The 23,193-nt window shown below is 72.7% G+C and carries 20 protein-coding genes and 1 pseudogene; 16 read left to right on the forward strand and 5 right to left on the reverse strand.

Annotated elements, in window-relative coordinates; genetic code table 11:
• The first annotated feature begins 169 nt into the window (after positions 1-169).
• The 9 genes and pseudogenes from recG (at position 170) to mutM (ending at position 9,009) form a co-directional block, all read left to right on the forward strand.
• The gene (gene recG, locus OG422_RS22800; protein WP_405744940.1) at positions 170-2,401 is read left to right on the forward strand and encodes an ATP-dependent DNA helicase RecG; all 2,232 of its coding nucleotides are present in this window, start codon (positions 170-172) and stop codon (positions 2,399-2,401) included.
• Positions 2,402-2,650: 249 nt separating this feature from the next.
• A complete protein-coding gene (gene rsmD, locus OG422_RS22805) occupies positions 2,651-3,250 on the forward strand; it encodes a 16S rRNA (guanine(966)-N(2))-methyltransferase RsmD (protein WP_405744943.1) in 600 nt (199 codons plus the stop codon).
• 26 nt (positions 3,251-3,276) lie between these two features.
• Entirely contained in the window at positions 3,277-3,756 is a 480-nt protein-coding gene (coaD, locus tag OG422_RS22810) for a pantetheine-phosphate adenylyltransferase (protein WP_285229398.1), read from the forward strand.
• A gap of 132 nt (positions 3,757-3,888) precedes the next feature.
• The gene (locus OG422_RS22815; RefSeq protein ID WP_405744946.1) at positions 3,889-4,989 is read left to right on the forward strand and encodes a cell division initiation protein; all 1,101 of its coding nucleotides are present in this window, start codon (positions 3,889-3,891) and stop codon (positions 4,987-4,989) included.
• A gap of 43 nt (positions 4,990-5,032) precedes the next feature.
• Positions 5,033-6,123 (forward strand): annotated as a pseudogene (locus tag OG422_RS22820) (IS630 family transposase).
• Positions 6,124-6,298: 175 nt separating this feature from the next.
• Complete coding sequence (locus OG422_RS22825; RefSeq protein WP_143941872.1) at positions 6,299-6,931, forward strand: DUF177 domain-containing protein; 633 nt, start codon at positions 6,299-6,301, stop codon at positions 6,929-6,931.
• Between the two features lie 2 nt (positions 6,932-6,933).
• Positions 6,934-7,107, forward strand: coding sequence for a 50S ribosomal protein L32 (rpmF, locus tag OG422_RS22830; RefSeq protein WP_003951102.1), 174 nt, complete (start codon positions 6,934-6,936; stop codon positions 7,105-7,107).
• A 7-nt stretch (positions 7,108-7,114) separates the two neighbouring features.
• Positions 7,115-7,969: a ribonuclease III gene (rnc, locus tag OG422_RS22835; RefSeq protein WP_405744949.1), complete on the forward strand. Its 855-nt coding sequence runs from the start codon at positions 7,115-7,117 to the stop codon at positions 7,967-7,969.
• Between the two features lie 89 nt (positions 7,970-8,058).
• Positions 8,059-9,009 (forward strand): bifunctional DNA-formamidopyrimidine glycosylase/DNA-(apurinic or apyrimidinic site) lyase, encoded by a 951-nt coding sequence (mutM, locus tag OG422_RS22840; RefSeq protein WP_143941861.1) that lies wholly within the window; start codon positions 8,059-8,061, stop codon positions 9,007-9,009.
• 24 nt (positions 9,010-9,033) lie between these two features.
• On the opposite strand, the gene OG422_RS22845 is transcribed toward mutM, so the two are convergent.
• Positions 9,034-9,231: a hypothetical protein gene (locus OG422_RS22845; protein WP_143941862.1), complete on the reverse strand. Its 198-nt coding sequence runs from the start codon at positions 9,229-9,231 to the stop codon at positions 9,034-9,036.
• A 227-nt stretch (positions 9,232-9,458) separates the two neighbouring features.
• On the opposite strand from OG422_RS22845, the gene OG422_RS22850 reads away from it, so the two are divergent.
• Positions 9,459-10,232 carry a MerR family transcriptional regulator gene (locus tag OG422_RS22850; RefSeq protein WP_405744953.1) on the forward strand — a complete coding sequence of 258 codons (774 nt, stop codon included), beginning with the start codon at positions 9,459-9,461 and terminating at the stop codon, positions 10,230-10,232.
• On the forward strand, positions 10,229-10,741 hold the full coding sequence (locus OG422_RS22855; protein ID WP_143941864.1) for a hypothetical protein: 513 nt from the start codon (positions 10,229-10,231) through the stop codon (positions 10,739-10,741). Before OG422_RS22850 ends, OG422_RS22855 begins: the two co-directional genes overlap by 4 nt.
• Positions 10,742-10,781: 40 nt before the next feature.
• Here OG422_RS22855 and OG422_RS22860 read toward each other — a convergent pair whose 3' ends face one another.
• Positions 10,782-11,687 (reverse strand): CAP domain-containing protein, encoded by a 906-nt coding sequence (locus OG422_RS22860; RefSeq protein WP_405744956.1) that lies wholly within the window; start codon positions 11,685-11,687, stop codon positions 10,782-10,784.
• A gap of 132 nt (positions 11,688-11,819) precedes the next feature.
• Between OG422_RS22860 and OG422_RS22865 the strand changes: the two genes are divergently transcribed.
• The 4 genes from OG422_RS22865 (at position 11,820) to OG422_RS22880 (ending at position 18,283) form a co-directional block, all read left to right on the forward strand.
• Complete coding sequence (locus OG422_RS22865) at positions 11,820-12,101, forward strand: acylphosphatase (protein ID WP_405744959.1); 282 nt, start codon at positions 11,820-11,822, stop codon at positions 12,099-12,101.
• Between the two features lie 383 nt (positions 12,102-12,484).
• Positions 12,485-12,682 carry a hypothetical protein gene (locus tag OG422_RS22870; RefSeq protein WP_030287366.1) on the forward strand — a complete coding sequence of 66 codons (198 nt, stop codon included), beginning with the start codon at positions 12,485-12,487 and terminating at the stop codon, positions 12,680-12,682.
• Positions 12,683-12,964: 282 nt separating this feature from the next.
• Positions 12,965-16,657, forward strand: a complete 3,693-nt coding sequence (locus OG422_RS22875) for a chromosome segregation SMC family protein (RefSeq protein WP_405744963.1) — start codon at positions 12,965-12,967, stop codon at positions 16,655-16,657.
• A 207-nt stretch (positions 16,658-16,864) separates the two neighbouring features.
• On the forward strand, positions 16,865-18,283 hold the full coding sequence (locus OG422_RS22880) for a sugar porter family MFS transporter (protein ID WP_143941869.1): 1,419 nt from the start codon (positions 16,865-16,867) through the stop codon (positions 18,281-18,283).
• Positions 18,284-18,520: 237 nt separating this feature from the next.
• On the opposite strand, the gene OG422_RS22885 is transcribed toward OG422_RS22880, so the two are convergent.
• Entirely contained in the window at positions 18,521-19,543 is a 1,023-nt protein-coding gene (locus OG422_RS22885; protein ID WP_405744966.1) for a GlxA family transcriptional regulator, read from the reverse strand.
• Positions 19,544-19,614: 71 nt separating this feature from the next.
• Here OG422_RS22885 and OG422_RS22890 point away from each other — a divergent pair, with 71 nt between their 5' ends.
• On the forward strand, positions 19,615-20,028 hold the full coding sequence (locus OG422_RS22890) for a cupin domain-containing protein (protein ID WP_405744969.1): 414 nt from the start codon (positions 19,615-19,617) through the stop codon (positions 20,026-20,028).
• Between the two features lie 172 nt (positions 20,029-20,200).
• Here OG422_RS22890 and OG422_RS22895 read toward each other — a convergent pair whose 3' ends face one another.
• Entirely contained in the window at positions 20,201-21,193 is a 993-nt protein-coding gene (locus tag OG422_RS22895) for an LLM class flavin-dependent oxidoreductase (protein ID WP_405744972.1), read from the reverse strand.
• Positions 21,194-21,523: 330 nt separating this feature from the next.
• Entirely contained in the window at positions 21,524-22,996 is a 1,473-nt protein-coding gene (locus tag OG422_RS22900) for a cytosine permease (protein ID WP_143944091.1), read from the reverse strand.
• Between the last annotated feature and the right edge of the window lie 197 nt (positions 22,997-23,193).

The raw sequence follows: 23,193 nt of genomic DNA on the forward strand, positions 1-23,193 counted from the left end.
GTGCAGGGGGCCGGACGCATGGGGCGCCGCGCAGGAGGCCGGGCACCCGGGGCCCCACCCGCGGACCCGGGCTCACCCCAACCCCCGCCCCGCGCCGCCCGCTCCCGCCCCCCCCGCAACAGGCCCCGCCGCCCGCGAGAGGGGCCGTTTGTCAGTGGCATGGTGTGCAATGGGTTCCGTGGCCGCGCTCGACGAACCTCTGAAGAAGACCCTCGGTGGCACCACCGCGAAGGTGCTCGCCGACCACCTCGGCCTGCACACGGTCGGCGATCTCCTGCACCACTACCCGCGCCGGTACGCCGAGCGCGGTGAGCTGACCCGCCTCGCCGACCTTCCGCTCGACGAACACGTCACCGTCGTCGCCCAGGTCTCCGACGCCCGCGTCCTGCGGTTCAACGGCGGCCGTGGCCAGCGGCTGGAGGTCACGCTCACCGACGGCAGTGGCCGCCTCCAGCTCGTCTTCTTCGGCAAGGGCATCCACAAACCGCACAAGGACCTGGTGCCCGGCCGCCGTGCGATGTTCGCCGGCAAGGTCTCCGTCTTCAACCGCAAGCTCCAGCTCACCCACCCCGAATACGCTCTCCTCGACCAGGAGTCCGGCAGCGAGGCCGTCGACGCGTTCGCCGGCGCGCTGATGCCGATCTACCCGGCCTGCCAGCAGATGGCGTCCTGGAAGCTCGCCAAGGCCGTCGACGCCGTGTTGCCCCGCGCCCACGAGGCCGTCGACCCGCTGCCCGAGGCGCTGCGCGCGGGCCGGGCACTGGTGGAGCTGCCCGAGGCCCTGGAGAAGATCCACCGCCCGCACACCAAGGCCGACATCGCCGACGCCCGCGCCCGGCTGAAGTGGGACGAGGCGTTCGTCCTCCAGGTCGCCCTGGCCCGCCGCCGCTTCGCCGAGACCCAACTCCCTGCCGTACCCCGCCCGTTGACCGAGGGCGGCATCCTCGACGCGTTCGACGCCGCGCTGCCGTTCACCCTCACCGAAGGCCAGCGCAAGGTCAGCGACGAGATCTTCGCCGACCTCGCCACCGACCACCCCATGCACCGCCTCCTCCAGGGCGAGGTCGGCTCCGGCAAGACGATGGTGGCGCTGCGCGCGATGCTCACCGTCGTCGACGGCGGGGGCCAGGCGGCGATGCTCGCCCCCACCGAGGTCCTCGCCCAGCAGCACCACCGTTCCCTCAGGGAGATGATGGGGGAGCTGGCCGAGGGCGGAATGCTCGGCGGGGCCGAGCACGGCACCAAGGTGGTGCTGCTGACCGGCTCCATGGGTGTCGCCGCCCGGCGGCAGGCGCTCCTCGATCTCGTCACCGGCGAGGCCGGAATCGTCATCGGCACCCACGCTCTGATCGAGGACAAGGTGCAGTTCCACGACCTCGGGCTGGTCGTCGTCGACGAACAGCACCGCTTCGGTGTCGAGCAGCGCGACGCCCTGCGCGGCAAGGGCCACTCCCAGGGCGAGAAGCGGACCCCACATCTCCTGGTGATGACCGCGACCCCCATCCCGCGCACCGTCGCCATGACCGTCTTCGGCGACCTGGAGACCTCCGTCCTCGATCAGCTCCCCGCCGGGCGCTCGCCCATCGCCACCCATGTCGTGCCCGCGAAGGACAAGCCGCACTTCCTCGCCCGCGCCTGGGAGCGGGTCCGCGAGGAGGTCGCGGCGGGCCACCAGGGCTACGTCGTCTGCCCCCGGATCGGCGACGAGGAGGACGCCCCCGGAACGGCCAAGGGCGGCAAGGGCGGTGCCGAGGCCGAGCCGTCGCCCGAGGACACCGAGGAGAAGCGGCCGCCGCTCGCCGTGCTCGACGTCGTCCGGCAGCTCACCGCCGGGCCGCTGGCCGGACTGCGGGTGGCCGCCCTGCACGGCCGGATGGCGCCCGAGGACAAGGACGCCGTCATGCGCCGCTTCGCCGCCGGTGAGCTGGACGTCCTGGTCGCCACCACCGTCATCGAGGTCGGCGTCAACGTCCCCAACGCCACCGCCATGGTGATCATGGACGCCGACCGCTTCGGCGTCTCCCAGCTCCACCAGCTGCGCGGCCGCGTCGGCCGGGGCGCCGCCCCCGGGCTCTGCCTGCTGGTCAGCGAGATGCCCGAGGCCAGCCCCGCGCGCGCCCGCCTCGCCGCCGTCGCCGCCACCCTCGACGGCTTCGAACTCTCCCGCATCGACCTCGAACAGCGCCGCGAGGGCGACGTCCTCGGCCGGGCCCAGTCCGGTGTGCGCTCCTCGCTGCGGATGCTCGCCGTCATCGAGGACGAGGAGGTCATCGCCGCCGCCCGCGAGGAGGCCACCGCCGTCGTCGCCGCCGACCCGTCCCTCGACACCTACCCCGAACTGCGCACCGCGCTCGCCGCCCTGCTGGACGACGAACGCGAGGAGTATCTCGACAAGGGGTGACGGGATCGGGCTGCCGGGCGAGGCCGCGCGACCGGCCCGGCGCCCAAGGTGCGGGGCCGCGCGACCGGCCAGGCCCGCCACATGAGGCCCGCCCCCGCACGTGAGAAGCCTCACCCTCCCCGGCGCCCCCGCCCGGACCGGCCACCCAGCAGGCGCCGTCCCGTGCCCACCCGGAATATCGTGGAGGCCACGGCGCCGCACCCCGGCCGCCGTCTCCCCACCGACCCCGCACCACGTAAGGACGGGCCCATGACCCGCGTGATCGCCGGTACGGCCGGCGGCCGCCGCCTGGCCGTACCCCCCGGCAACGGCACCCGCCCGACCTCCGACCGCGCGCGCGAGGGCCTCTTCTCCACCTGGGAGTCGCTGGACGGCCCGATGAGCGGTGCCCGGGTCCTCGACCTCTATGCGGGCTCCGGCGCGGTCGGCCTGGAAGCGCTCTCCCGGGGCGCCGCCCACGTCCTGCTCGTCGAGGCCGACGCCCGCGCCGCCCGCACCGTGCGCGAGAACGTCAAGGCCGTCGGCCTGTCCGGCGCCGAGGTCCGCACCGGCCGCGCCGAACAGACCGCCGCTGGTGCCGCGCCCGGCGACCCGTACGACGTCCTCTTCCTCGACCCGCCGTACGCCGTCACCGACGACGAACTGCGGGAGATCCTGCTCACACTCCGCCGAGCGGGCTGGTGCGCGCCCGGCGCACTCGTCACGGTGGAGCGGAGCACCCGAGGCGGCGCGTTCTCCTGGCCGGACGGTTTCGCGGCGATCAAGGCCCGCCGCTACGGCGAGGGGACGCTTTGGTACGGTCGCGCCGCTTCGACGTCCTCCGACGAGACGTCGGAACGCGTGTCATGAACGCATCGGAGAGCGAGGAACCAGAGTTGCGCCGCGCCGTCTGTCCCGGGTCCTTCGACCCCATCACCAATGGGCATCTGGACATCATCGCCCGTGCCTCCAAGCTGTACGACGTCGTGCACGTCGCCGTGATGATCAACCAGTCGAAGCAGGGGCTGTTCACGGTCGACGAGCGCATCGACCTGATCCGCCGCGCCACCGCCGAGTACGGCAACGTCGAGGTCGAGGCGTTCCACGGCCTGCTCGTCGACTTCTGCAAGCAGCGCGACATCCCCGCGATCGTCAAGGGCCTGCGCGCCGTCAGCGACTTCGACTACGAACTCCAGATGGCCCAGATGAACAACGGGCTCTCCGGCGTGGAGACGCTGTTCGTCCCCACCAACCCCACCTACAGCTTCCTCTCCTCCAGCCTCGTCAAGGAGGTCGCGGCATGGGGCGGCGACGTCGGCCACCTCGTCCCGCCGTTCGTCCTGGAAGCGCTCACCGAGCGGCTGCGGCAGCGCTGAACCGCACCCCGGTGCACCCGCCGGGCGTCACCACCTGCTGACGGGCCGTCAGCAGGTGTCGGAGCGGGGTCCGGTGGCCGTACAGTCGTGGCGTTCCCTCGTTCCATCCCTTCAGAGAGTGGCGAGTCCAACGTGGACGTGCAGAAGAAGCTCGACGAGATCGTCGACAACATCGGCAGCGCCCGTTCCGTGCCCATGTCGGCGTCCTGCGTGGTCAACCGGGCCGAACTGCTCGCCCTGCTGGAGGAGGTGCGCGCGGCGCTGCCCGGCTCGCTGGCCCAGGCGCAGGAGTTGCTCGGCGGCCGTGAGCGGATGGTCGAGGAGGCCCGCGTCGAGGCGGAGCGCATCATCGAGTCCGCCCACGCCCACCGCGGCTCGTTGATCTCCGACACCGAGGTCGCCCGCCAGTCGCAGGACGAGGCGGACCGCATCCTCGCCGAGGCCCGCCGCGAGGCCGAGGAGATCCGCGCCGAGGCCGACGACTACGTCGACAGCAAGCTCGCCAACTTCGAGGTCGTCCTCACCAAGACCATCGGCTCCGTCGACCGCGGCCGCGAGAAGCTGCTCGGCCGCGGCCCCGGTCTCGACGAACAGGGCTATGCCGACGCGGAGGCCCCCGAGCGCAGCGCCGACCCGGCGACGCTCACCGAGCGCGCCGACGCCTATGTCGACGCCAAGTTCGGCGCCTTCCAGGCGGTGCTGACCAAGACCCTCGAAGCGGTCGGCCGCGGCCGCGACAAGCTCCAGGGCGCCCGCGCCGTCGACGAGCTGGGCGCCCATCTGGCCGCCCAGACCGACGAGCGGGCCGGCGGCCACCAGGCCGACGCGGAGTTCCTCGCCGGACTCGCCGACGTCGCCCCGCAGCAGCCCGCAGCCCCGGTGCACCCCGCCCCGCAGCCGCTCCGGGCCGCGGCGGAGGCCCCGCAGTACGTCCAGCCCGGCTACTACCCGGACCAGGGCTACGCGGCGGGCCAGGACGGCTACGCCTACGGGCAGCAGCAGTACGCCCAGCCGCAGGACCCGTACGGCTACGGCTGGCAGCAGCAGACCGCCCCGCAGGTCCCGCAGCAGGGCTACGACCAGCGGACCGGCTACCCGGACGCCCCGCAGCAGGCCCCCCAGCAGCTCCCGCAGGCGCCCACGCAGCCCGGCGCCCTGGAGGAGACCAGCCTCTTCGACACCAGCATGATCAACCTCGACCAGCTCCGGCAGTACGAGGAGGGCCGCCCCTAGTGTTCTGAGTCGGGAATTTTGTTCAGATGTATAGGTTTGGTCTGTGGTGCGTACTGGGCGGCCGAAGGCCGAGTTGATCCTGTCGGATGAGGAACGGGCTGCGCTGGAGGGGTGGGTGCGGCGCCGTTCCACGCCGCAGGCGTGGGCTCTGCGGTGCCGCATCATCCTGGCCTGTGCGGAGGGGATGTCGAATAAGGATGTGGCGGTTCGGCTCGGCTCGACTGCGCATGCGGTGGGCCGCTGGCGGGCGAGGTTCGTCGAGCACCGGATCGTCGGTCTGGGAGATATGCCCCGCTCGGGTGGTCCCCGGTCGGTCACCGACGAGCAGGTAGCCGCACTGGTCGCAAAGACTCTGGAGTCCGCCCCGAAGGATGCGACGCACTGGTCGACGCGGTCGATGGCGAAGCAGACGGGACTGTCGCAGTCGACGGTGTCACGGGTGTGGCGGGCGTTCGGTCTGCAGCCGCACCGCTCGGAGACGTTCAAGCTGTCGAGGGATCCGTACTTCGTCGACAAGGTCCACGACGTCGCCGGACTCTATCTGGACCCGCCCGAGCGGGCTCTGGTGTTCTGTGTGGACGAGAAGTCGCAGATCCAGGCCCTGGACCGTTCCCAGCCGGTGCTACCGATGATGCCCGGCGTCCCTCAGCGGATGGGGCACGACTACGTCCGCGCCGGCACCACCCCCCTCTTCGCCGCCCTGGAGGTCGCCACCGGCAAGGTCATCGGTTCCCTGCACCGCCGCCACCGAGCCGAGGAGTTCAAGAAGTTCCTCGTCAAGCTCGATCGCGAAGTACCGGACGGCCTCGAAGTCCACCTTGTGCTGGACAACTACGCCACCCACAAGACCCCGGCGATCAAGACGTGGCTGCTGGCGCACCCCCGGTTCCACCTGCACTTCACGCCGACGGGATCGTCCTGGCCCAACCTCGTGGAGCGGTGGTTCGCCGAGCTGACGAACAAACAGATACGGCGAGGCGTCCACAAGACCGTCCAAGCCCTGGAGAACGACATCCGGACCTGGATCGCCGCTTGGAACACCGACCCCAAGCCCTACGTCTGGACCAAGACCGCGGACGGATCCTCGAACACCTCGCCTCATATCTGAACAGAATTCCCGACTCAGAACACTAGGGAGTCCCGTCCGGAGGGGAGCGGATTGGGCCTATCCGGGCATGTCCAGTATCCTGGCTGTTCGGTCGCGTGTACGTCCGCGATCCCGGCTGCCCGTTTCCGTCTCCGCCCGCTCCCTGAGCCCGGTGGCCGGAAGGCGGAGCGCCGGACCCCCGGTACAGAAAGCAGGAAAGCCATCAACGCCCGCCTCGACCACCGTTCCCCGCTCGTGTTCGACACGCGCGAGCTGGGCCGTCGTCCCGGCGCGCTCCAGCGGCTCTCCCGCACCGTCGAGGCCCCCCGGGACCTCGGTAACGAGGTGATCGGTGTGCCCGAGGGCACCCCGTTCGCGCTCGACCTCCGCCTGGAATCGGTCATGGACGGGGTACTTGTCACAGGTACCGCCCGTGCAACCGTGAAGGGGGAGTGCGTAAGGTGTCTGGAGCCGCTGGAGCGCGAGCTCGCAGCGGACTTCCAGGAGATGTTCGCCTACCCCGACGCCGATGCCCGGACCCGCACCGCGGAATCCGGCGACGACGCCGAGGACGAGGAGGACACGCTCTTCGTCGAGGACGACCTGTTCGACCTCGAACCCGTGCTGCGGGACGCGGTGGTGCTTGCACTGCCGCTGCAGCCGGTGTGCCGGGAAGACTGCCCGGGTCTGTGTTCCGATTGCGGAGCACGGCTCGCGGACGACCCGGACCACCACCACGATGCCGTCGACATCCGTTGGGCGGCACTGCAGGGACTCGTCGGGACCAACCAGGACGACGAGAAGGACAACATGGGCGGCGCCGATGCGGGCGTCGACGAGAAGCAGGAGAAGTAGCCGTGGCTGTTCCGAAGCGGAAGATGTCGCGCAGCAACACGCGCCACCGCCGGTCGCAGTGGAAGGCTGCGGTCCCCACCCTGGTGGCGTGCGAGCGCTGCCATGAGCCGAAGCAGCAGCACATCGCGTGCCCGAGCTGCGGCACCTACAACAAGCGCCAGGTCCTCGAGGTCTGAGCGGCTGGTGACAGGCACTGTGTCTAGCCCCAAGAAGGCGCAAGACGCCCACCCCTCGGCCGGCACCCGCGGCGAGGAGCAGGCACCGGCGGACACGGCCTCGTCCCACACGATTCTGGAAGGGCGGCTCGGGTACCACCTTGAGTCCGCCCTTCTGGTACGTGCGCTGACGCACCGTTCCTACGCGTACGAGAACGGCGGTCTGCCCACCAACGAGCGGCTGGAGTTCCTCGGGGACTCCGTGCTGGGCCTGGTGGTCACGGACACGCTGTACCGCATCCACCCCGATCTCCCGGAAGGCCAGCTGGCCAAGCTCCGGGCCGCGGTGGTCAACTCGCGCGCGCTCGCCGAGGTGGGCCGCGGCCTCGACCTCGGCGCCTTCATCCGCCTCGGACGGGGCGAAGAAGGCACGGGCGGCCGGGACAAGGCATCCATCCTCGCCGACACCCTCGAAGCGGTGATCGGCGCGGTCTACCTCGACCAGGGCCTCGACGCGGCCGGCGAGCTGGTGCACCGGCTCTTCGACCCGCTCATCGAGAAGTCCTCCAGCCTGGGCGCCGGCCTGGACTGGAAGACGAGCCTCCAGGAGCTCACCGCGACCGAAGGTCTCGGCGTTCCGGAGTACCTGGTCACCGAGGCCGGACCGGACCACGAGAAGACGTTCACGGCTGCCGCCCGCGTCGGTGGTGTCTCGTACGGCACCGGCACCGGCCGCAGCAAGAAGGAAGCCGAACAGCAGGCGGCGGAGTCCGCGTGGCGTGCCATTCGCGCCGCGGCGGACGAGCGCGCCGAGGCCGGGCAGGACGGCTCCGCCGCCGACCCGTCCACGGCTTCCGGCGACTCCTCGACGCCGGCCTGCTGAACCACCCCTTCTGACCCCGTCGGGCGACACCGCCCGACGGGGTCAGAAGTCTTTTCCGTACCCTGCCGAAACCCGTGAGGAGAGCCGCGGTGCCCGAACTGCCCGAGGTCGAGGTCGTACGCCGAGGACTGGACCGCTGGGTCAGCGGCCGGACCATCGACTCGGTCGAGGTGCTGCACCCGCGCGCGATCCGCCGTCACACCGCGGGCGCGGCCGACTTCGCCGCCCGGCTGACGGGGCTGCGCATCGACGCGGCGCGGCGCCGTGGCAAGTACCTCTGGCTGCCGGTGTCCGGTGGCGGCCCCGCTGCGCAGACCGCGGCCGAGGGCCTGGCGCCGCAGATCACCACCGATGTCACCCATGGCCTCGCGGTCCTCGCCCACCTCGGGATGAGCGGTCAGCTGCTGGTGCAGCCGCAGGACGCGCCGGACGAGAAGCATCTGCGGATCCGGGTCCGCTTCGACGACACCGTGTCCCCGCCGCCCGAGGACGCGGCCGGGACCGAGCTGCGCTTCGTCGACCAGCGGACCTTCGGCGGTCTCTCGCTGCACGACACGGTGCCCGGCGACGCGGACCAGCTCCCGGACGCCATCGCGCACATCGCCCGCGATCCGCTCGACCCGTGCTTCGACGACGCCGCGTTCCACGACGCGCTGCGCCGCCGCCGTACCACCGTCAAGCGCGCCCTGCTCGACCAGTCCCTGATCAGCGGCGTCGGCAACATCTACGCAGACGAGGCGCTGTGGCGCTCGCGGCTGCACTACGAGCGGCCCACCGCCACCCTCACCCGCCCGCGCACCGCCGAACTCCTCGGCCACGTACGGGAGGTGATGGCCGCAGCCCTCGCCGTCGGCGGCACCAGCTTCGACAGCCTCTACGTCAACGTCAACGGCGAGTCCGGCTACTTCGAGCGGTCCCTCGACGCGTACGGCCGGGAGGACGAGCCGTGCCGCCGGTGCGGCACCCCGATCCGCCGCCGTCCCTGGATGAACCGCTCCAGCTACTTCTGCCCGCGCTGCCAGCGGCCGCCGCGGCCCTGAGCGCGGGCCGTCCGGCGCCCGCGGTCAGGCGCTGGGCGCTTCGGTGAGATGCCAGCGGCCGACCTCGCGGTACTCCGAGTCGTACACCGCCGAGCCGTCGCCGGGTGCCATCGCGTAGTGGTGGAGATTGCCGCCCCAGTAACGCAGGATGCGGCCCAGTTCGCCCGCCGGGTCCTGCGCGATCCTGCCCTCGTCCACCTCGACCTCGAGTACGAACTTCATGCCGCGGCCTCCCTCTCGTCAGGGGCGTCGTTCCGCCCGGTCTCAAGTCTTCCATTCCTGTGCGAGCAGGGATTTCGACGATGTCTGCGCAGGTGGTGGTGGGAAATGGGCGGGAAAATCTCAACTGGCGGTGAGGCGGCGGGACCCTCCGGAAACGGTGCCCGCCGGGGCGGTCCGGCCCGTAAGCTGACCGCGTCGGACGGAACGGGGCGGCGGGGGAGGGCGGCGTGAGGGACCGGTTGCGGGCCGGTGAGCTCGCGCGGGCGGCGGGCCTCTCCGTGCAGCAGTTGCGCAGCTATCTGGACACCGGGGTGCTGCCTCCGGCACCGCGCAGCGCGGGCGGCCACCGCCGGTTCACCACCCTGCACGCCGAGGCGCTCACCGCTGCCCGGGCGCTCGCCGCCGGACACGGCTGGGCCACCACCCGCACCGTCATGCGCGCCGTCCACGACGGTGACGAGGAGACCGCGCTGGCCGCGCTCGACGCGAGCCACGCCCGGCTGGACCGGGAGCGCGGTGAGCTGGCGGCGGTGCACGACGCCCTCGGCACCGTGCTGGCCGCCGAGCCGCCCGCGTCCGCGCCGCGCCCCCTGCGGATCGGCGACGCCGCCCGCGTCGTGGGCGTCCGGCCGCCCGTGCTGCGGCTCTGGGAGCACCACGGTCTGCTGCGCCCGGAGCGCGAACCGGCCACCGGATACCGCCGCTATCCCGCCGCCGAAGTGCACCTCGCGCACGTCACCGCGCTGCTGCGACGCGGCGGCCACCCGCTCGCCGCCCTCGCCGCCGTCCTCCGCGAACTGCGCACGACCGGCAGCCCCGACCGCCTCCGCGCGGAGCTGGCCCGCCGCCGCGACGCCCTGCACCAGGCGTCCCGCCACCGCCTCACCGCCGCCGCGGCCCTGCACACCTATCTCCTGCGGCGGGCGGAAGAACGCCCGGAACACGGCACGGAAGGATGCGTGGGGCCGGTGAAAGGAACGTCCACGGAGCCGCCGGGATGAGCGCCGTCATCGCCGCCATGCTCACCGCCGTCGTGGGCGTCCTGGGCACGCTCTTCGCCCCACTGCTCACCCACCGCATCACGCGGCGGCAGCGCGTCGAGGAGGCGGCGGAGGAGGCGGCGCGCCGCTCCCTCGACGAGCGGCGCACCGCGTACACCGCGCTCAACCGTGCCTCCCGGCAGTTCCACACCCTCCTCAAGGACGCGCTGCACCGCCTGCGCGACGGCGTCTACGGTGCGCACGAACGCGAGCAGACGGAGGAGGCGCGGCTGGAGTACCGCGACCGCTATGCCGAGGCGCAGATGAGCGTCCCCGGGGCGGTGCTGGCCGCGTCGCGCGACGTCAACCGGGTCCTGGCGCACGCCGATGCCGTCGTCAAACGCCTCGACCGGGGCCGCGCCGACGACGGCGAGAGCGCCGACCGGGCCCTGACGGACCTGAAGGCGGCAGAGCCCGCGCTCAGCGCGTTGAGCGCGGTGATGCGGCGGGATCTGGGGGTTCCGGACTGAGGCCGGGCCCGGTGGCGGTCGGGCCCGGTGGCGGTCGGCGTCAGAAACCGAAGTCCTGGGTCCACCAGGGCCCGCCCGGCCCGCGGTGGACGCCGACGCCGAGGATGCGGTACTCGCAGTTGAGGATGTTGGCGCGGTGGCCGGGGCTGTGCATCCACGCCTCCATGACGGCCGCGGCGTCCGCCTGGCCGCGGGCGATGTTCTCGCCGCCGAGGCCGGAGATACCCGCCGTGCGGGAGCGGTCCCAGGGGCCCGCGCCGTCCGGGTCGGTGTGGTCGAAGAAGCCGCGCGCGGCCATGTCGTCGCTGAAGTCCCGCGCCAGCGAGGCCAGTTCGGCGTCGGCTTTGACCGGCGCGCAGCCGGCCCGGGCGCGCTCCTCGTTGACCAGCGACAGCACCTGCGCCTCGGCCGATGTCCCGGAGCCCACCGAGCGCTGCGGGCGTGCGGACGGCGTCGGCGCCGTGGTGGGCGCCGCGCCGGAGGCGGCGCCGCCGCTCCCGCCGTGCCCGGATCCGGCCGTTGGCGACGCCGACCTGTGGTGCGCCTTCGGGGACGGAGAGGTGGACGGGGACGCCGCGGAGGTGGGCCGGTCGGTGCCGGGGGCCGTGGCGCGGACACGGCCGCGGCCGACCGCACCCGATGCCCGGTCCGTCGGTGCGGCCGACTCGCCGCCCTGTGGGGAAGCGTCCGGCAGCGCACCGGCCCGGACCGGCTGCCCGGCCTCCTCACCCACGACATACCGGTCGCCGCCGCCCGGGATCAGCCCCGAGGCGACCGCGACGGTGCCCATCGCCACCGCGGCGGACGCGCCGATCAGCCCCGTGCGTACCGGCACCGTGCGCCGGGCGCGGCGGCCCCGTCGGCGGCCCTCGCCGGGCGTGGCGTCGGTGGGCGGTGCGCCCACCGGTCCGGTGGCAGGGGGAACAGAGCGTCTGTGGCGGCCCATCCGCTGGCGTCCTTCCGTCCTCAGCATCGAGAAATTCACCCGAAAGGGTGAGCTGGATTGCCGGGTGACTGTACGCCATGACTCTCCGGGCCAATGTGCTCGCCGGCCGATCGGCCGGATACCGTGCACGCCATGAAGGAAGAAGTCCGCCTGACGGCATGGGTGCGCGGTCGGGTCCAGGGCGTCGGGTTCCGCTGGTTCACCCGCGCCACCGCCCTGCGCATCGGCGAACTGGTCGGATTCGCGCTCAATCTGGACGACGGACGCGTCCAGGTCGTCGCCGAAGGCCCGAAGGACCGCTGCGAGGAACTGCTGGAGTGGCTGCGCGCCGGGGACACGCCCGGGCGCGTCGACGGTGTGACTGAGATATGGGACACCCCGCGCGGGGGTTACGACGGCTTCGCGACGCGTTGACGGACGGCGGAAAGCCGACCCGGAGTGGCCTCGGGGATGATCTTCAAACCGTGCCCCGGAGGCCCGCCGTCGGGAGATCTGGCCTGGTGGTTGCCAACTCGGCCGTCCCGTGCAAGGCTGCCGCTGTACGGATGATCTCCACGCCCCTGCGGGACCTTTCTGGAGCATCGGCGCCCGGCCGTCACGGCAGCGCCGTCTCAGGTGCCCGGCGATACGGGGCGTGATCGTGTTGACCGTCAAAACATTTGGTGAGACTCTGGAATCCCCGCGCACCTTAGCTGTTTGGCATGGAGAACCCCGCAAATGACAAGCACCGCGGGTGCGCGAATCCCTCACGACCCACACCGCTTCGGTCGGTCACTCATTGTGGAGGACCATCCATCATGGCAAAGGCGCTTCTCGGTTACGTCGGCGGCTCCGACCCCCGAGTCCTCTCCGAGATGCGACGGCTTCAGCAGCGCGTGCAGGACCTGGAATCCGAACTGATCCGGATGCAGGCCGAAAACGACATGCTGTCCGCTGCCGCACGTCACGACGGTTCGATGCTCGACGTACCCCAGGCGGAGCCCGCGCTCACCTGACCCCCGCCTCAAGGGCCGGTACGGCGTATGCCACCTGCTTGAGGAACTGCAATCAGCACGATCTGCGCCACGCGAGATCTGCAAAAGGGACGCTTCGGCGTCCCTTCGTCATGTCCGCCCTCCCCGCGCCCCGAGTGCCGGCTCCGTCCGGCGCTTACCGCATGATGTGCCCTGCGCCACGCGGCATGAAACCGAAAGAGAACGCGAGGCGGCGCGGCGGTCTCCGCCGGGCCCCGGGATGTCGTCCGGGGCGCCCGGAATCGGCCGGTAAAGTCGCACGGCGTGCACCTCAAGAGTCTGACCCTGCGAGGCTTCAAGTCCTTCGCCTCCGCCACGACGCTCCGCTTCGAACCGGGCATCACCTGCGTCGTGGGGCCCAACGGATCCGGTAAGTCCAACGTCGTGGACGCGCTGTCCTGGGTGATGGGTGAGCAGGGTGCCAAGTCGCTGCGCGGCGGCAAGATGGAGGACGTCATCTTCGCCGGTACGACCGGGCGGCCGCCGCTCGGCCGGGCCGAGGTGTCGCTGACCATCGACAACTCCGACGGCGCGCTGCCCATCGAGTACGCCGAGGTCACCCTCACCCGGACGATGTTCCGCAACGGCGGCAGCGAGTACCAGATCAACGGCGACACCTGCCGGTTGCTCGACATCCAGGAACTCCTCAGCGACTCCGGCATCGGCCGGGAGATGCACGTCATCGTCGGCCAGGGGCAGCTCGACGGCGTCCTGCACGCCGACCCGATGGGCCGCCGGGCCTTCATCGAGGAGGCCGCCGGGGTCCTCAAGCACCGCAAGCGCAAGGAGAAGGCGGTCCGCAAGCTGGACGCGATGCAGGCGAACCTCGCCCGCGTGCAGGACCTCACCGACGAACTGCGCCGCCAGCTCAAACCGCTCGGCCGGCAGGCGGCGGTCGCCCGGCGCGCTGCCGTCATCCAGGCCGATCTGCGCGACGCCCGGCTGCGGCTGCTCGCCGACGACCTCGTCACGCTGCGCCGCGCGCTGCACGCCGAGATCGCCGACGAGGCGGCGCTCAAGCAGCGCAAGGAGGCCGCCGAACAGCGGCTGCGGGACGCCCGGCGGCAGGAGGCGGAGCTGGAGGAGCGACTGCGGACGCTGACGCCACGGGTGCAGCGGGCCCAGCAGAACTGGTACGAGCTGTCGCGGTTCGCCGAGCGGGTGCGCGGCACCGTCTCGCTCGCCGAGGCGCGGGTGCGCAGCGCCCAGCAGGCGCCGCCGGAGGAGCGGCGCGGCCGGGACCCCGAGGACATGGAGCGCGAGGCCGCCCGCATCCGGGAGCAGGAGGCGGAGCTGACCGCCGCGGTGGAGGCCGCGAGCCGGGCGCTGGAGGACACCGTCGAGCACCGCGCTGCCCTGGAGCGGGAGTTGGCCGACGAGGAGCGGCGGTTGCGCGATGTGGCGCGGGCCCTCGCCGACCGGCGCGAGGGCCTGGCGCGGCTCAGCGGGCAGGTCAGCGCCGCCCGCGGCCGGGCCGCCTCCGCACAGGCCGAGATCGGGCGGCTCGCCGCCTCCCGCGACGGTGCCCGGCAGCGGGCGCAGGAGGCGCAGGAGGAGTACGAACGGCGCGCGGCGGAGGCCGGTGCCCTGGAGGCGACGCGCGCCGAGGACGCCGAACGGGACGAGGCCGCCCGGCAGGAACTCGCCGCGGCGGACGCCGCGCTGGAGGCCGTGCGGGAGGCGCTGACCGTCGCGGAGCGCGGGCGCGCCGCGACCTCGGCCCGGCATGACGCACTCGCGTCGGGGCTGCGGCGCAAGGACGGCAGCGGCGCGCTCCTGGCCGCGTCCGAGGAGCTGACCGGCCTGCTCGGACCGGCCGCGGAGCTGCTGACCGTTGCGCCCGGCCACGAGGTGCCGGTCGCCGCCGCGCTCGGCGTCGCGGCCGACGCGCTCGCGGTCAGCGGACCGGCTGCCGCCGCCGACGCGATCCGTCTGCTGCGCAAGCAGGACGCGGGCCGGGCGGCGATGCTGCTGGCCGCCCCCGGGGCGACGGTGCCCGCGACGACCGGCCCCGCCGTGCCCGCGCACGGGGCCCCCGGTGGTGCCGCGGCCCCATGCGGCGTGCGGGTCCCGGCGCCCGCGCGGGAGGCCGGTGCGGAGCCGGACGGGGCGGGCGCCCCGGAGGCCGCCCGGCTGCTGCCCGGCCCCTGGGAGCCGGGCGTACGGGCCGCCGAACTCGTCGACGGACCGCCGGAGTTGACCCTGGCCGTCCGGCGGCTGCTGCGGGATGTGGTGGTCGTCGCGACGCTGGAGGACGCCGAGGAGCTGATCGCGGCGCGCCCCGAGATGACGGCCGTCACCGGCGAGGGCGATGTGCTCGGCGGGCACTTCGCGCACGGCGGGTCGGCCGGGGCGCCGAGCCTGCTGGAGGTCCGGGTGGCCGTCGACGAGGCGGCCGCCGCACTCGCGGCGCTGGACGCCCGCTGCACGGCGCTCGCCGAGGAGCGGCACGGGGCCGCCGAACGGCGCACCGCGGCCGCCGCGCACGTCGCGGAGCTGGACGCCCGGCGGCGTACCGCGGAGCGTGAGCAGTCACAGGTCGCCGGGGACCTCGGGCGGCTCGCCGGGCAGGCGCGGGCGGCGGCGGGGGAGGCCGAACGGGCCGCCGCCGCGACGGCGAAGGCCGAGGAGGCCCTGGCCCGCGCCACCGAGGAGGCCGAGGAGCTGGCGGAGCGGCTGGCGGTCGCCGAGGAGGAGCCGGGCGAGGAGGAGCCGGACACCTCGGTACGGGACCGGCTGGCCGCCGACGGTGCCAACGCCCGGCAGACGGAGATGGAGGCCCGGCTCCAGACGCGTACGCACGAGGAGCGGGTCAAGGCGCTCGCCGGGCGGGCCGACGCGCTGGACCGAGGGGCGCGCGCGGAGCGCGAGGCGCGGGCGCGCGCGGAACGGCGGCGCGCCCGGCTGCGCCACGAGGCGGCGGTCGCCTCGGCGGTCGTCTCGGGCGCCCGGCAGCTGCTGGCGCACGTCGAGGTCTCCCTCGTACGGGCCGAGGAGGAGCGGGCGGTGGCGCAGCGGGCCACCGCCGGGAGCGAGGAGGCGCTGGCGGCCGCGCGGGAGCAGGGCCGGCAGCTCGCGTCGGAGCTGGACAAGCTGACCGACTCGGTGCACCGGGGCGAGGTCCTGGGGGCCGAGAAGCGGCTGCGGATCGAGCAGTTGGAGTCGCGTTCCCTGGAGGAGCTGGGCGTGGAGCCGTCCGCGCTGGTCGCGGAGTACGGACCGGACCAGCCCGTGCCGCCGTCGCCGCCCGCGGAGGGGGAGCGGCTGCCGGACGATCCGGAGCATCCGCGGAACCGGCCGGTGGCGTACGTCCGTGCCGAGCAGGAGAAGCGGCTCAAGGCGGCCGAGCGGGCGTATCAGCAGCTCGGGAAGGTGAACCCGCTGGCCCTGGAGGAGTTCGCCGCACTGGAGGAACGGCACCAGTTCCTGAGCGAGCAGCTTGAAGACTTGAAGAAGACCCGGGTCGATCTGCTCCAGGTCGTCAAGGACGTCGACAAGCGCGTGGAGCAGGTCTTCACCGAGGCGTACCACGACACGGCGCGGGAGTTCGAGGGCGTTTTCGGGCGGCTCTTCCCGGGCGGCGAGGGCCGGTTGGTGCTGACCGATCCGGAGCACATGCTGACCACCGGGGTGGACGTGGAGGCCCGCCCGCCCGGCAAGAAGGTCAAGCGGCTCTCGCTGCTGTCCGGCGGCGAACGGTCGCTGACCGCGGTGGCCCTGCTGGTCTCGATCTTCAAGGCGCGCCCCAGCCCGTTCTACGTGATGGACGAGGTCGAGGCGGCGCTCGACGACACCAACCTGCAGCGGCTGATCGGGATCATGGAGGAGCTGCAGGAGAGCAGCCAGCTGATCGTGATCACGCACCAGAAGCGGACGATGGAGGTCGCCGACGCCCTCTACGGTGTCTCGATGCAGGGCGACGGTGTCTCGAAGGTCATCAGCCAGCGGCTGCGCTGAGCCCGACACCTCTGTTCAGAACTTGAATTCAGGTCACCCAACGGGGTGGATGCGTCTTTTCATCTCGCGCTATTGACTTAGAAACTTGAACGAATAGTCTCTGCCATGTCGTTTTTGCCTTCACGTGGTGGCTGCCCTCGACGTATGCGCCACTGGAAGTGCCAGCCCCCTACGCCCGGCAGCGCAGCCGGGCCACTGGAGTACACGTTGACCAGCACCGCGCAGCCGGCGGTACCGGAAGGCCGCAAGGCTCAGCCGGACCATCTCGGCCATGTCATCTTCATCACCGCGGCTGCCGCGATGGGCGGCTTCCTCTTCGGCTACGACAGCTCCGTCATCAACGGCGCCGTCGAGGCGATCCGCGGCCGGTACGACGTGGGTTCCGCCGTTCTGGCCCAGGTCATCGCCATCGCGTTGATCGGCTGCGCGATCGGCGCCGCCACCGCGGGCCGGATCGCCGACCGGATCGGCCGCATCCACGTGATGCAGATCTCCGCGGGGCTCTTCACCGTCAGCGCCGTCGGGTCCGCGCTGCCGTTCGCGCTCTGGGACCTCGCCATGTGGCGGGTGCTCGGCGGTATCGCGATCGGCATGGCGTCGGTGATCGGCCCGGCGTACATCGCCGAGGTCTCGCCGCCCGCGTACCGGGGGCGGCTCGGCTCGTTCCAGCAGGCCGCGATCGTCGTCGGCATCGCCGTCTCCCAGCTCGTCAACTGGGGCATCCTCAACCTCGCCGACGGCAACCAGCGCGGCAAGCTCGCCGGTATCGAGGCGTGGCAGTGGATGCTGGGCGTGATGGTGATCCCGGCGCTCCTGTACGGCCTGCTGTCGTTCGTCATCCCGGAGTCGCCGCGCTTCCTGATCTCCGTCGGCAAGATCACCAAGGCGAAGCAGGTGCTGTCCGAGGTCGAGGGGCACAGCGTCGATCTCGACACGCGGGTCGAGGAGATCCAGGAGGCGATGCGCCGGGAGCACAAGTCGACGTTCAGGGATCTGCTGGGCAGCCGGGGCGGCTTCCTGCCGATCGTGTGGGTCGGTATCGGATTGTCGGTCTTCCAGCAGCTGGTCGGCATCAACGTCGCGTTCTACTACTCGTCGACGCTGTGGCAGTCCGTGGGCATCAACCCCAGCGGCTCGTTCTTCTACAGCTTCACCACGTCGATCATCAACATCATCGGCACCGTCATCGCGATGATCTTCGTCGACCGGATCGGCCGCCGCCCGCTGGCCCTCATCGGCTCCGCCGGTATGGCCGTCGCGCTCGCCCTGGAGGCGTGGGCCTTCTCCGCCAAGACGGCGGCCGGGACGCTGCCGACGACGCAGGGCACCGTCGCCCTCATCGCGGCCCACTGCTTCGTGCTCTTCTTCGCCCTCTCCTGGGGCGTGGTGGTCTGGGTCTTCCTCGGCGAGATGTTCCCCAACCGCATCCGCGCCGCGGCGCTCGGCGTCGCCGCCTCCGCCCAGTGGATCGCCAACTGGGCCATCACGGCGAGCTTCCCGAGCCTGTCCGACTGGAACCTCTCCGGTACGTACGTGATCTACATGGTCTTCGCCCTGCTCTCGATCCCCTTCGTGCTGAAGTTCGTGAAGGAGACCAAGGGCAAGGCGTTGGAGGAGATGGGCTAACCCACCCCGCCAGTCCGTTTCCTCGGAAGTGGATGCTGCCCCGGCTCATTCGGAGAGCCGGGGCGGTGTCGTGTGTGGGGGTGTTCCGGTGGGCGCCGCGTGGTGCGTGGGCCTCCTGCGTGGCTGCGCCGTGCGTACGGGGGGCGCGGTTCCTGTGTGCCGCCCCATGCGCGGCGGCCCCATGCGCGTCGGCCCCATGCGCCGCGGCATGCGGCGCGCCCCGGGCCCGTCCGCTCGTCAGGTACCGGCGTTCCCGGGCGGCACGGGGGAGCGGTGGCGGAAGGCGCGGCGGTAGGCGGCCGGTGTCGTGCCCAGGGCGTCGTGGAAGCGGCGCCGCAGGTTGGTCGCCGACGAGAGGCCGACGCGCGCGGCCACCGCCTCGACCGGCAGATCGGTCTCCTCCAGCAGCGTGCACGCCGCCGCGATCCGGCGGGCCAGCAGCCACTGGCCGGGGCTGGTGCCCACCTCCTCGGTGAAGCGGCGCGCCAGCGTCCGCGGCGAGACCCGCAGCCGCGCCGCCATCTCCGCCACCGACACCCGCGTCCCCAGCCGCCCGGACACCCAGTCCAGCAACGGTGCCAGCGACGGGTCCGCCCGCCGGGGCGGCGCCTCCGCGGTGAACTGCGCCTGGCCGCCCTCACGGTGCGGCGGTACCCCCATGTAGCGGCCGACGCGCGCCGCGTACCCGGCACCGTGGTCGGCGCGCAGCAGATGCAGACAGAGATCGACCCCGGCGGCCGCCCCCGCGCTCGTCGCGACGTCGCCGTGGTCGATGTACAGCACCGTGGCGTCCATCTCCACGCGCGGGAAACGGGCCGCGAAATCCGCCGCGCGGTTCCAGTGGGTCGTCGCCCGCCGCCCGTCCAGCACCCCGGTGGCGGCCAGCGCGTACGCGCCCGAGCAGAGCCCTATCAGGCGGGCGCCACGCCGGTGGGCGGCGCGCAGCGCCCCGTGTATCGCCTCGGGTAACGGCGCGTCGGGCGCCCAGCCGGGGACGACGACGGTGTCGGCCTCGTCCAGCGCGGACAGCCCCGCCGTGGCGTGCAGCGTGTACCCGGCGGTCGTCGCCACGGAGCCGGGCCGCAGCGCGCAGATCCGGAAGTCGTAGTACGCGGGGAGGCCGGGCCGCCGGGTGCCGAAGACCTCCGCGGCACAGCCCAGTTCGAACGTCGGCTGCGGTGCGTGCACCAGCGCCACGACCTGATGACGCGCCCCTTCCCCGCCCGGTGGCACGGCGGTGCGGGACGACGATTTGATCATGGCAGGAAAGTACCCGGCGGGGTCGGTTCTGGCACTGGGAACGGCCCCCACCGGCCCGACAAGCTGTCCCCATGAACGTGAACACGCAGGTCAACGACGAGCAGGACGCGGCGCCCGAGGGCATAGCCGCCGGAGCGGTGGCGGGGGCGCACCCCGGGGGCGTGGGCGGCACGCCCGGCTACCTCTTCCGTACGGTGGCCGACGCCGAGCCCATGGAACCCGCACCCGGCATCAGCGCCCGGCTGCTGTGGACCGGGGAGAACGGCGCGAAGGCGATGGTCGTGGAGTTCGCCCCCGGCAGCTGCTGGGACGGGATCGACGTCCACGAGCCGGGCCCCGAGGAGGTCTACGTGGTCTCCGGAACCTTCCACGACGGCGACCGCGCCCACCCCGCGGGGACCTTTATCCACGCACCCGCGGGCTCCTGGCACGTGCCGCAGTCCGCGGATGGCTGCACACTGTTCGTTTTCTACCCGGAGGGCTGACGGTACGGGGGTACGGGGCCGGGCGGCGGCGCAGGGGGCACGGCCGCATGGGGCGGGCCGCACCGGCCCGTGCCTCGTGCCGCATGGGGCGGCTGCATGGTGCGCCCCGCCCCCTGCAGCGCCCGGCCCCGTACCGCCCCGTCTCATGCGACATCCCGCCCCGCACCGCCCCTCACCCCACCCCCAGCCCCGGCAGGACCTCGTCCGTGAAGAGGCGGAGGGCGCGCCAGCCCTCGTCGACCGGGATGCCGCCGCACAGCGGGTGGAGGACCCACGAGCCCGGCGCGTCCGGCTCCTGGGCCAGCCGTAGGCACTCCTGCGGTGTGACGATGCGGTAGATGCCCTCCGCGCGCAGTTCCGCCACGTCGCGTGCGGCCGAGCGCACCGCCGAGCGGACGCCCGCGGGCTGCCAGGACGCGTAGGTCCGGGCCTCGTACAGCAGATGCGGACCGTAGCGATCCCAGGCCCGTTCCGGGTCCTCGGAGACGTGCAGCAGGCAGGTGCGGGCGTCGGGCTGCAGCGCCCGGCCCTCGGTGCCGTACGCGGCGCACCGTTCGCGGTAGTACGCCACCAGCTCCGGCAGATGGGCGGAGGGGAACAGCGGCAGCCCCAGCCGGGCGGCGCGCCGGGCCGCGGCGCGTGAACCGCCACCGACCAGCAGCGGCGGATGCGGCCGGGTGCAGGGGCGCGGCGTGACCTGCACGGTGCGGCCCCGGTACCGGAACGGCTCGCCGCGCCAGGCGGTCAGCAGCGTCTCCAGCACCTCGTCCTGGAGGGCGCCGCGCCCGGCCCAGTCCCTGCCGTACGCCGCGTACTCCTGGGGCCGGTAGCCGAGCCCGGCGACGGTGACCAGCCGTCCGCCGCCGAGCAGGTCGAGCACGGCGAGGTCCTCGGCCAGCCGGAGCGGATCGTGCAACGGCGTGAGCAGCGCGGAGACCGTGACCGTGATCCGGCGGGTGGCGCCGAGCAGCGCCCCGGCGAAGGCCAGCGGGGCGGGCATCCAGCCGTCGCCGGTGACGTGGTGCTCCTCGGTCTGCACGGTGGTCAGGCCCCGTGCGTCGGCGTACGCGGCCATCTCCAGCGCCGCGCGGTAGCGGGCGGCGAGCGAGGCGGGGGAGGGGTCGGGGTCGACGAGGTTCAGGCGCAGAACGGTGATGGGCGGCATGGCGGCGTCCCCTTCGCCGGGTGGCGGGTGGCGGGTGGGGGGGGGGAGCTGACGAGGTGTCAGATTTCCAGGGTGGTGCGGGCCGCGCCCGGGGTGGTCCCGTGGCCCCGGACGGGGCGGTCGTGTCGCCGTGCGTCGGGGCGCGGTGGTGCCGCATGGGGCCGCGGCACGGTGCCGCATGGGGCCAGGTGTGGGGCCCCGCATGGGGCGGGGCCTCTTGTCCACACGGCGCCGCGGCATGGTGCCGCATGGAGCCGCGGCACGGCGCCGCACGAGGCAGGCCCCGGCCGCACGAGGCCGGACGGGGGCATGGCCCCACGCGGCGGCCCGTCAGCCCGTCGTGAGCGGCGTCCGGCCCCCGGTGACCGGCTCGTCCGTGGCCGGGACGTTCTCCTTCGGGCGGGGCAGCACCGCGAAGAGGACCGCGGCGATCAGGATCGTGGCCGCCCAGCCCAGGCCGTTCCGGCCGATCCAGGTGGTGGCCAGCGGGCCGGTGAACCACTGCACCGTCGTGAAGCACAGCCCCGCGGCCAGCGCCGCGGCCCAGGAGATCATGGCCTGCCAGCAGAAGCCGCCCCGGTACCAGTAGCGGCTGGTGCGCCCGATGGTCAGCAGGCTGTCGGCGTCGTAGCGGACGGCCAGGGAGCGGCGCCGGGCCATGTCCACGGCGTAGACGCCGATCCAGGCGGAGAACGAGACCGCGAGCAGCGTGAGGAAGGTGATGAACTGCCCGATGAAGTCCTTGGCGACCAGCATCATGAACAGCCCGCCCACCAGGCTGATGACGGCGTTGATGCTCACCGCCAGGGCCCGCGGCAGCTTGACGCCCATGGTCTGCGCGGTGAACCCGGCGGAGTACATCGACAGGCTGTTGATCAGCACCATCCCGACCAGCGCGGTGATCAGATACGGCACCGCGAGCCAGGTCGGCAGGATCGTGCCGAGGAACGACATCGGGTCGGTGTTCTGCCCGGCCAGCTTCGGGTTGGACACCGCCATCACGCCGCCCATCAGCACCATCGGCACCAGCACCAGCGCCGCGCCGGAGACCGTGGCGCCGACGATCCGGCGGCCGGACGCGGAGTGCGGGAGGTAGCGCGCGAAGTCCGGGCCGGTGGGCACCCAGCTGATGCCGCCCGCGGCGATGGTGCCGATGCCCGCGATCACCATCGCGGTGGTGCCCGCCTTCTTCGCGAAGATCGCCTGCCAGTCCATGGTGGCGATCAGATACACCAGCACCATCACGGTGAACAGGCCGAAGAGGTACGTGGAGTACCGGTTGCAGAGGTTGAGCGCCTTGCGCCCCATGCCGCTCACCAGATACGTACAGGCGACGAACGCGAGCAGGGTGATGACCACCAGCAGGTTGTTGGCCCGGATGTCGAACAGCAGCCGCAGCACCGTCAGCACCGCGTACGCGCCGGTGACGGCGTTGATCGTCTCCCAGCCGAAGCGGGCCACCCACAGGACCGCGCCCGGGAAGTAGTTCCCCCGGACGCCGAACGCCGCCCGGGAGAGCATCGCGCCCGGCGCGCCGCCCCACTTCCCGGACACCGACAACACCCCGACCATGCCGAACGCCACCGTCGCGGCGATGACGGCGACCAGCAGCACCTGCCAGAAGTTCAGCCCGTTGTTGACCACCAGCGCGGCGCCCATGGTCAGCAGGAGCACGCTGATGTTGGCGGCGACCCAGGTGGGGAACAGTTCGCGGACGCGTCCGTGGCGTTCGCGGTCGGGTACGGGCTCGATGCCCCGGGTCTCGACGGCGCCGTCGGCTTCGGGGGTGGACGTGGTGCCCATGGTGCAGGTGTCTCCGTGCGCGGTTCTGGAGCGCCCCGGGAGGCGCTGAGGCAGCGGCTTTGGTGCCCGGCCGGGTTCGGTCGCCAGGACTCTACGCGCGTTGCGCAGCCGTCCACCATTGTACTTTGGTCCAAGTTCGTGCCGTACGTCCCGTTGGATGCCTCCATGAAACCGCAGCTCCGCGCTGTCTGAGGAAG

Source organism: Streptomyces sp. NBC_01525, from assembly GCF_045040405.1.
Classification (GTDB): domain Bacteria; phylum Actinomycetota; class Actinomycetes; order Streptomycetales; family Streptomycetaceae; genus Streptomyces; species Streptomyces benahoarensis.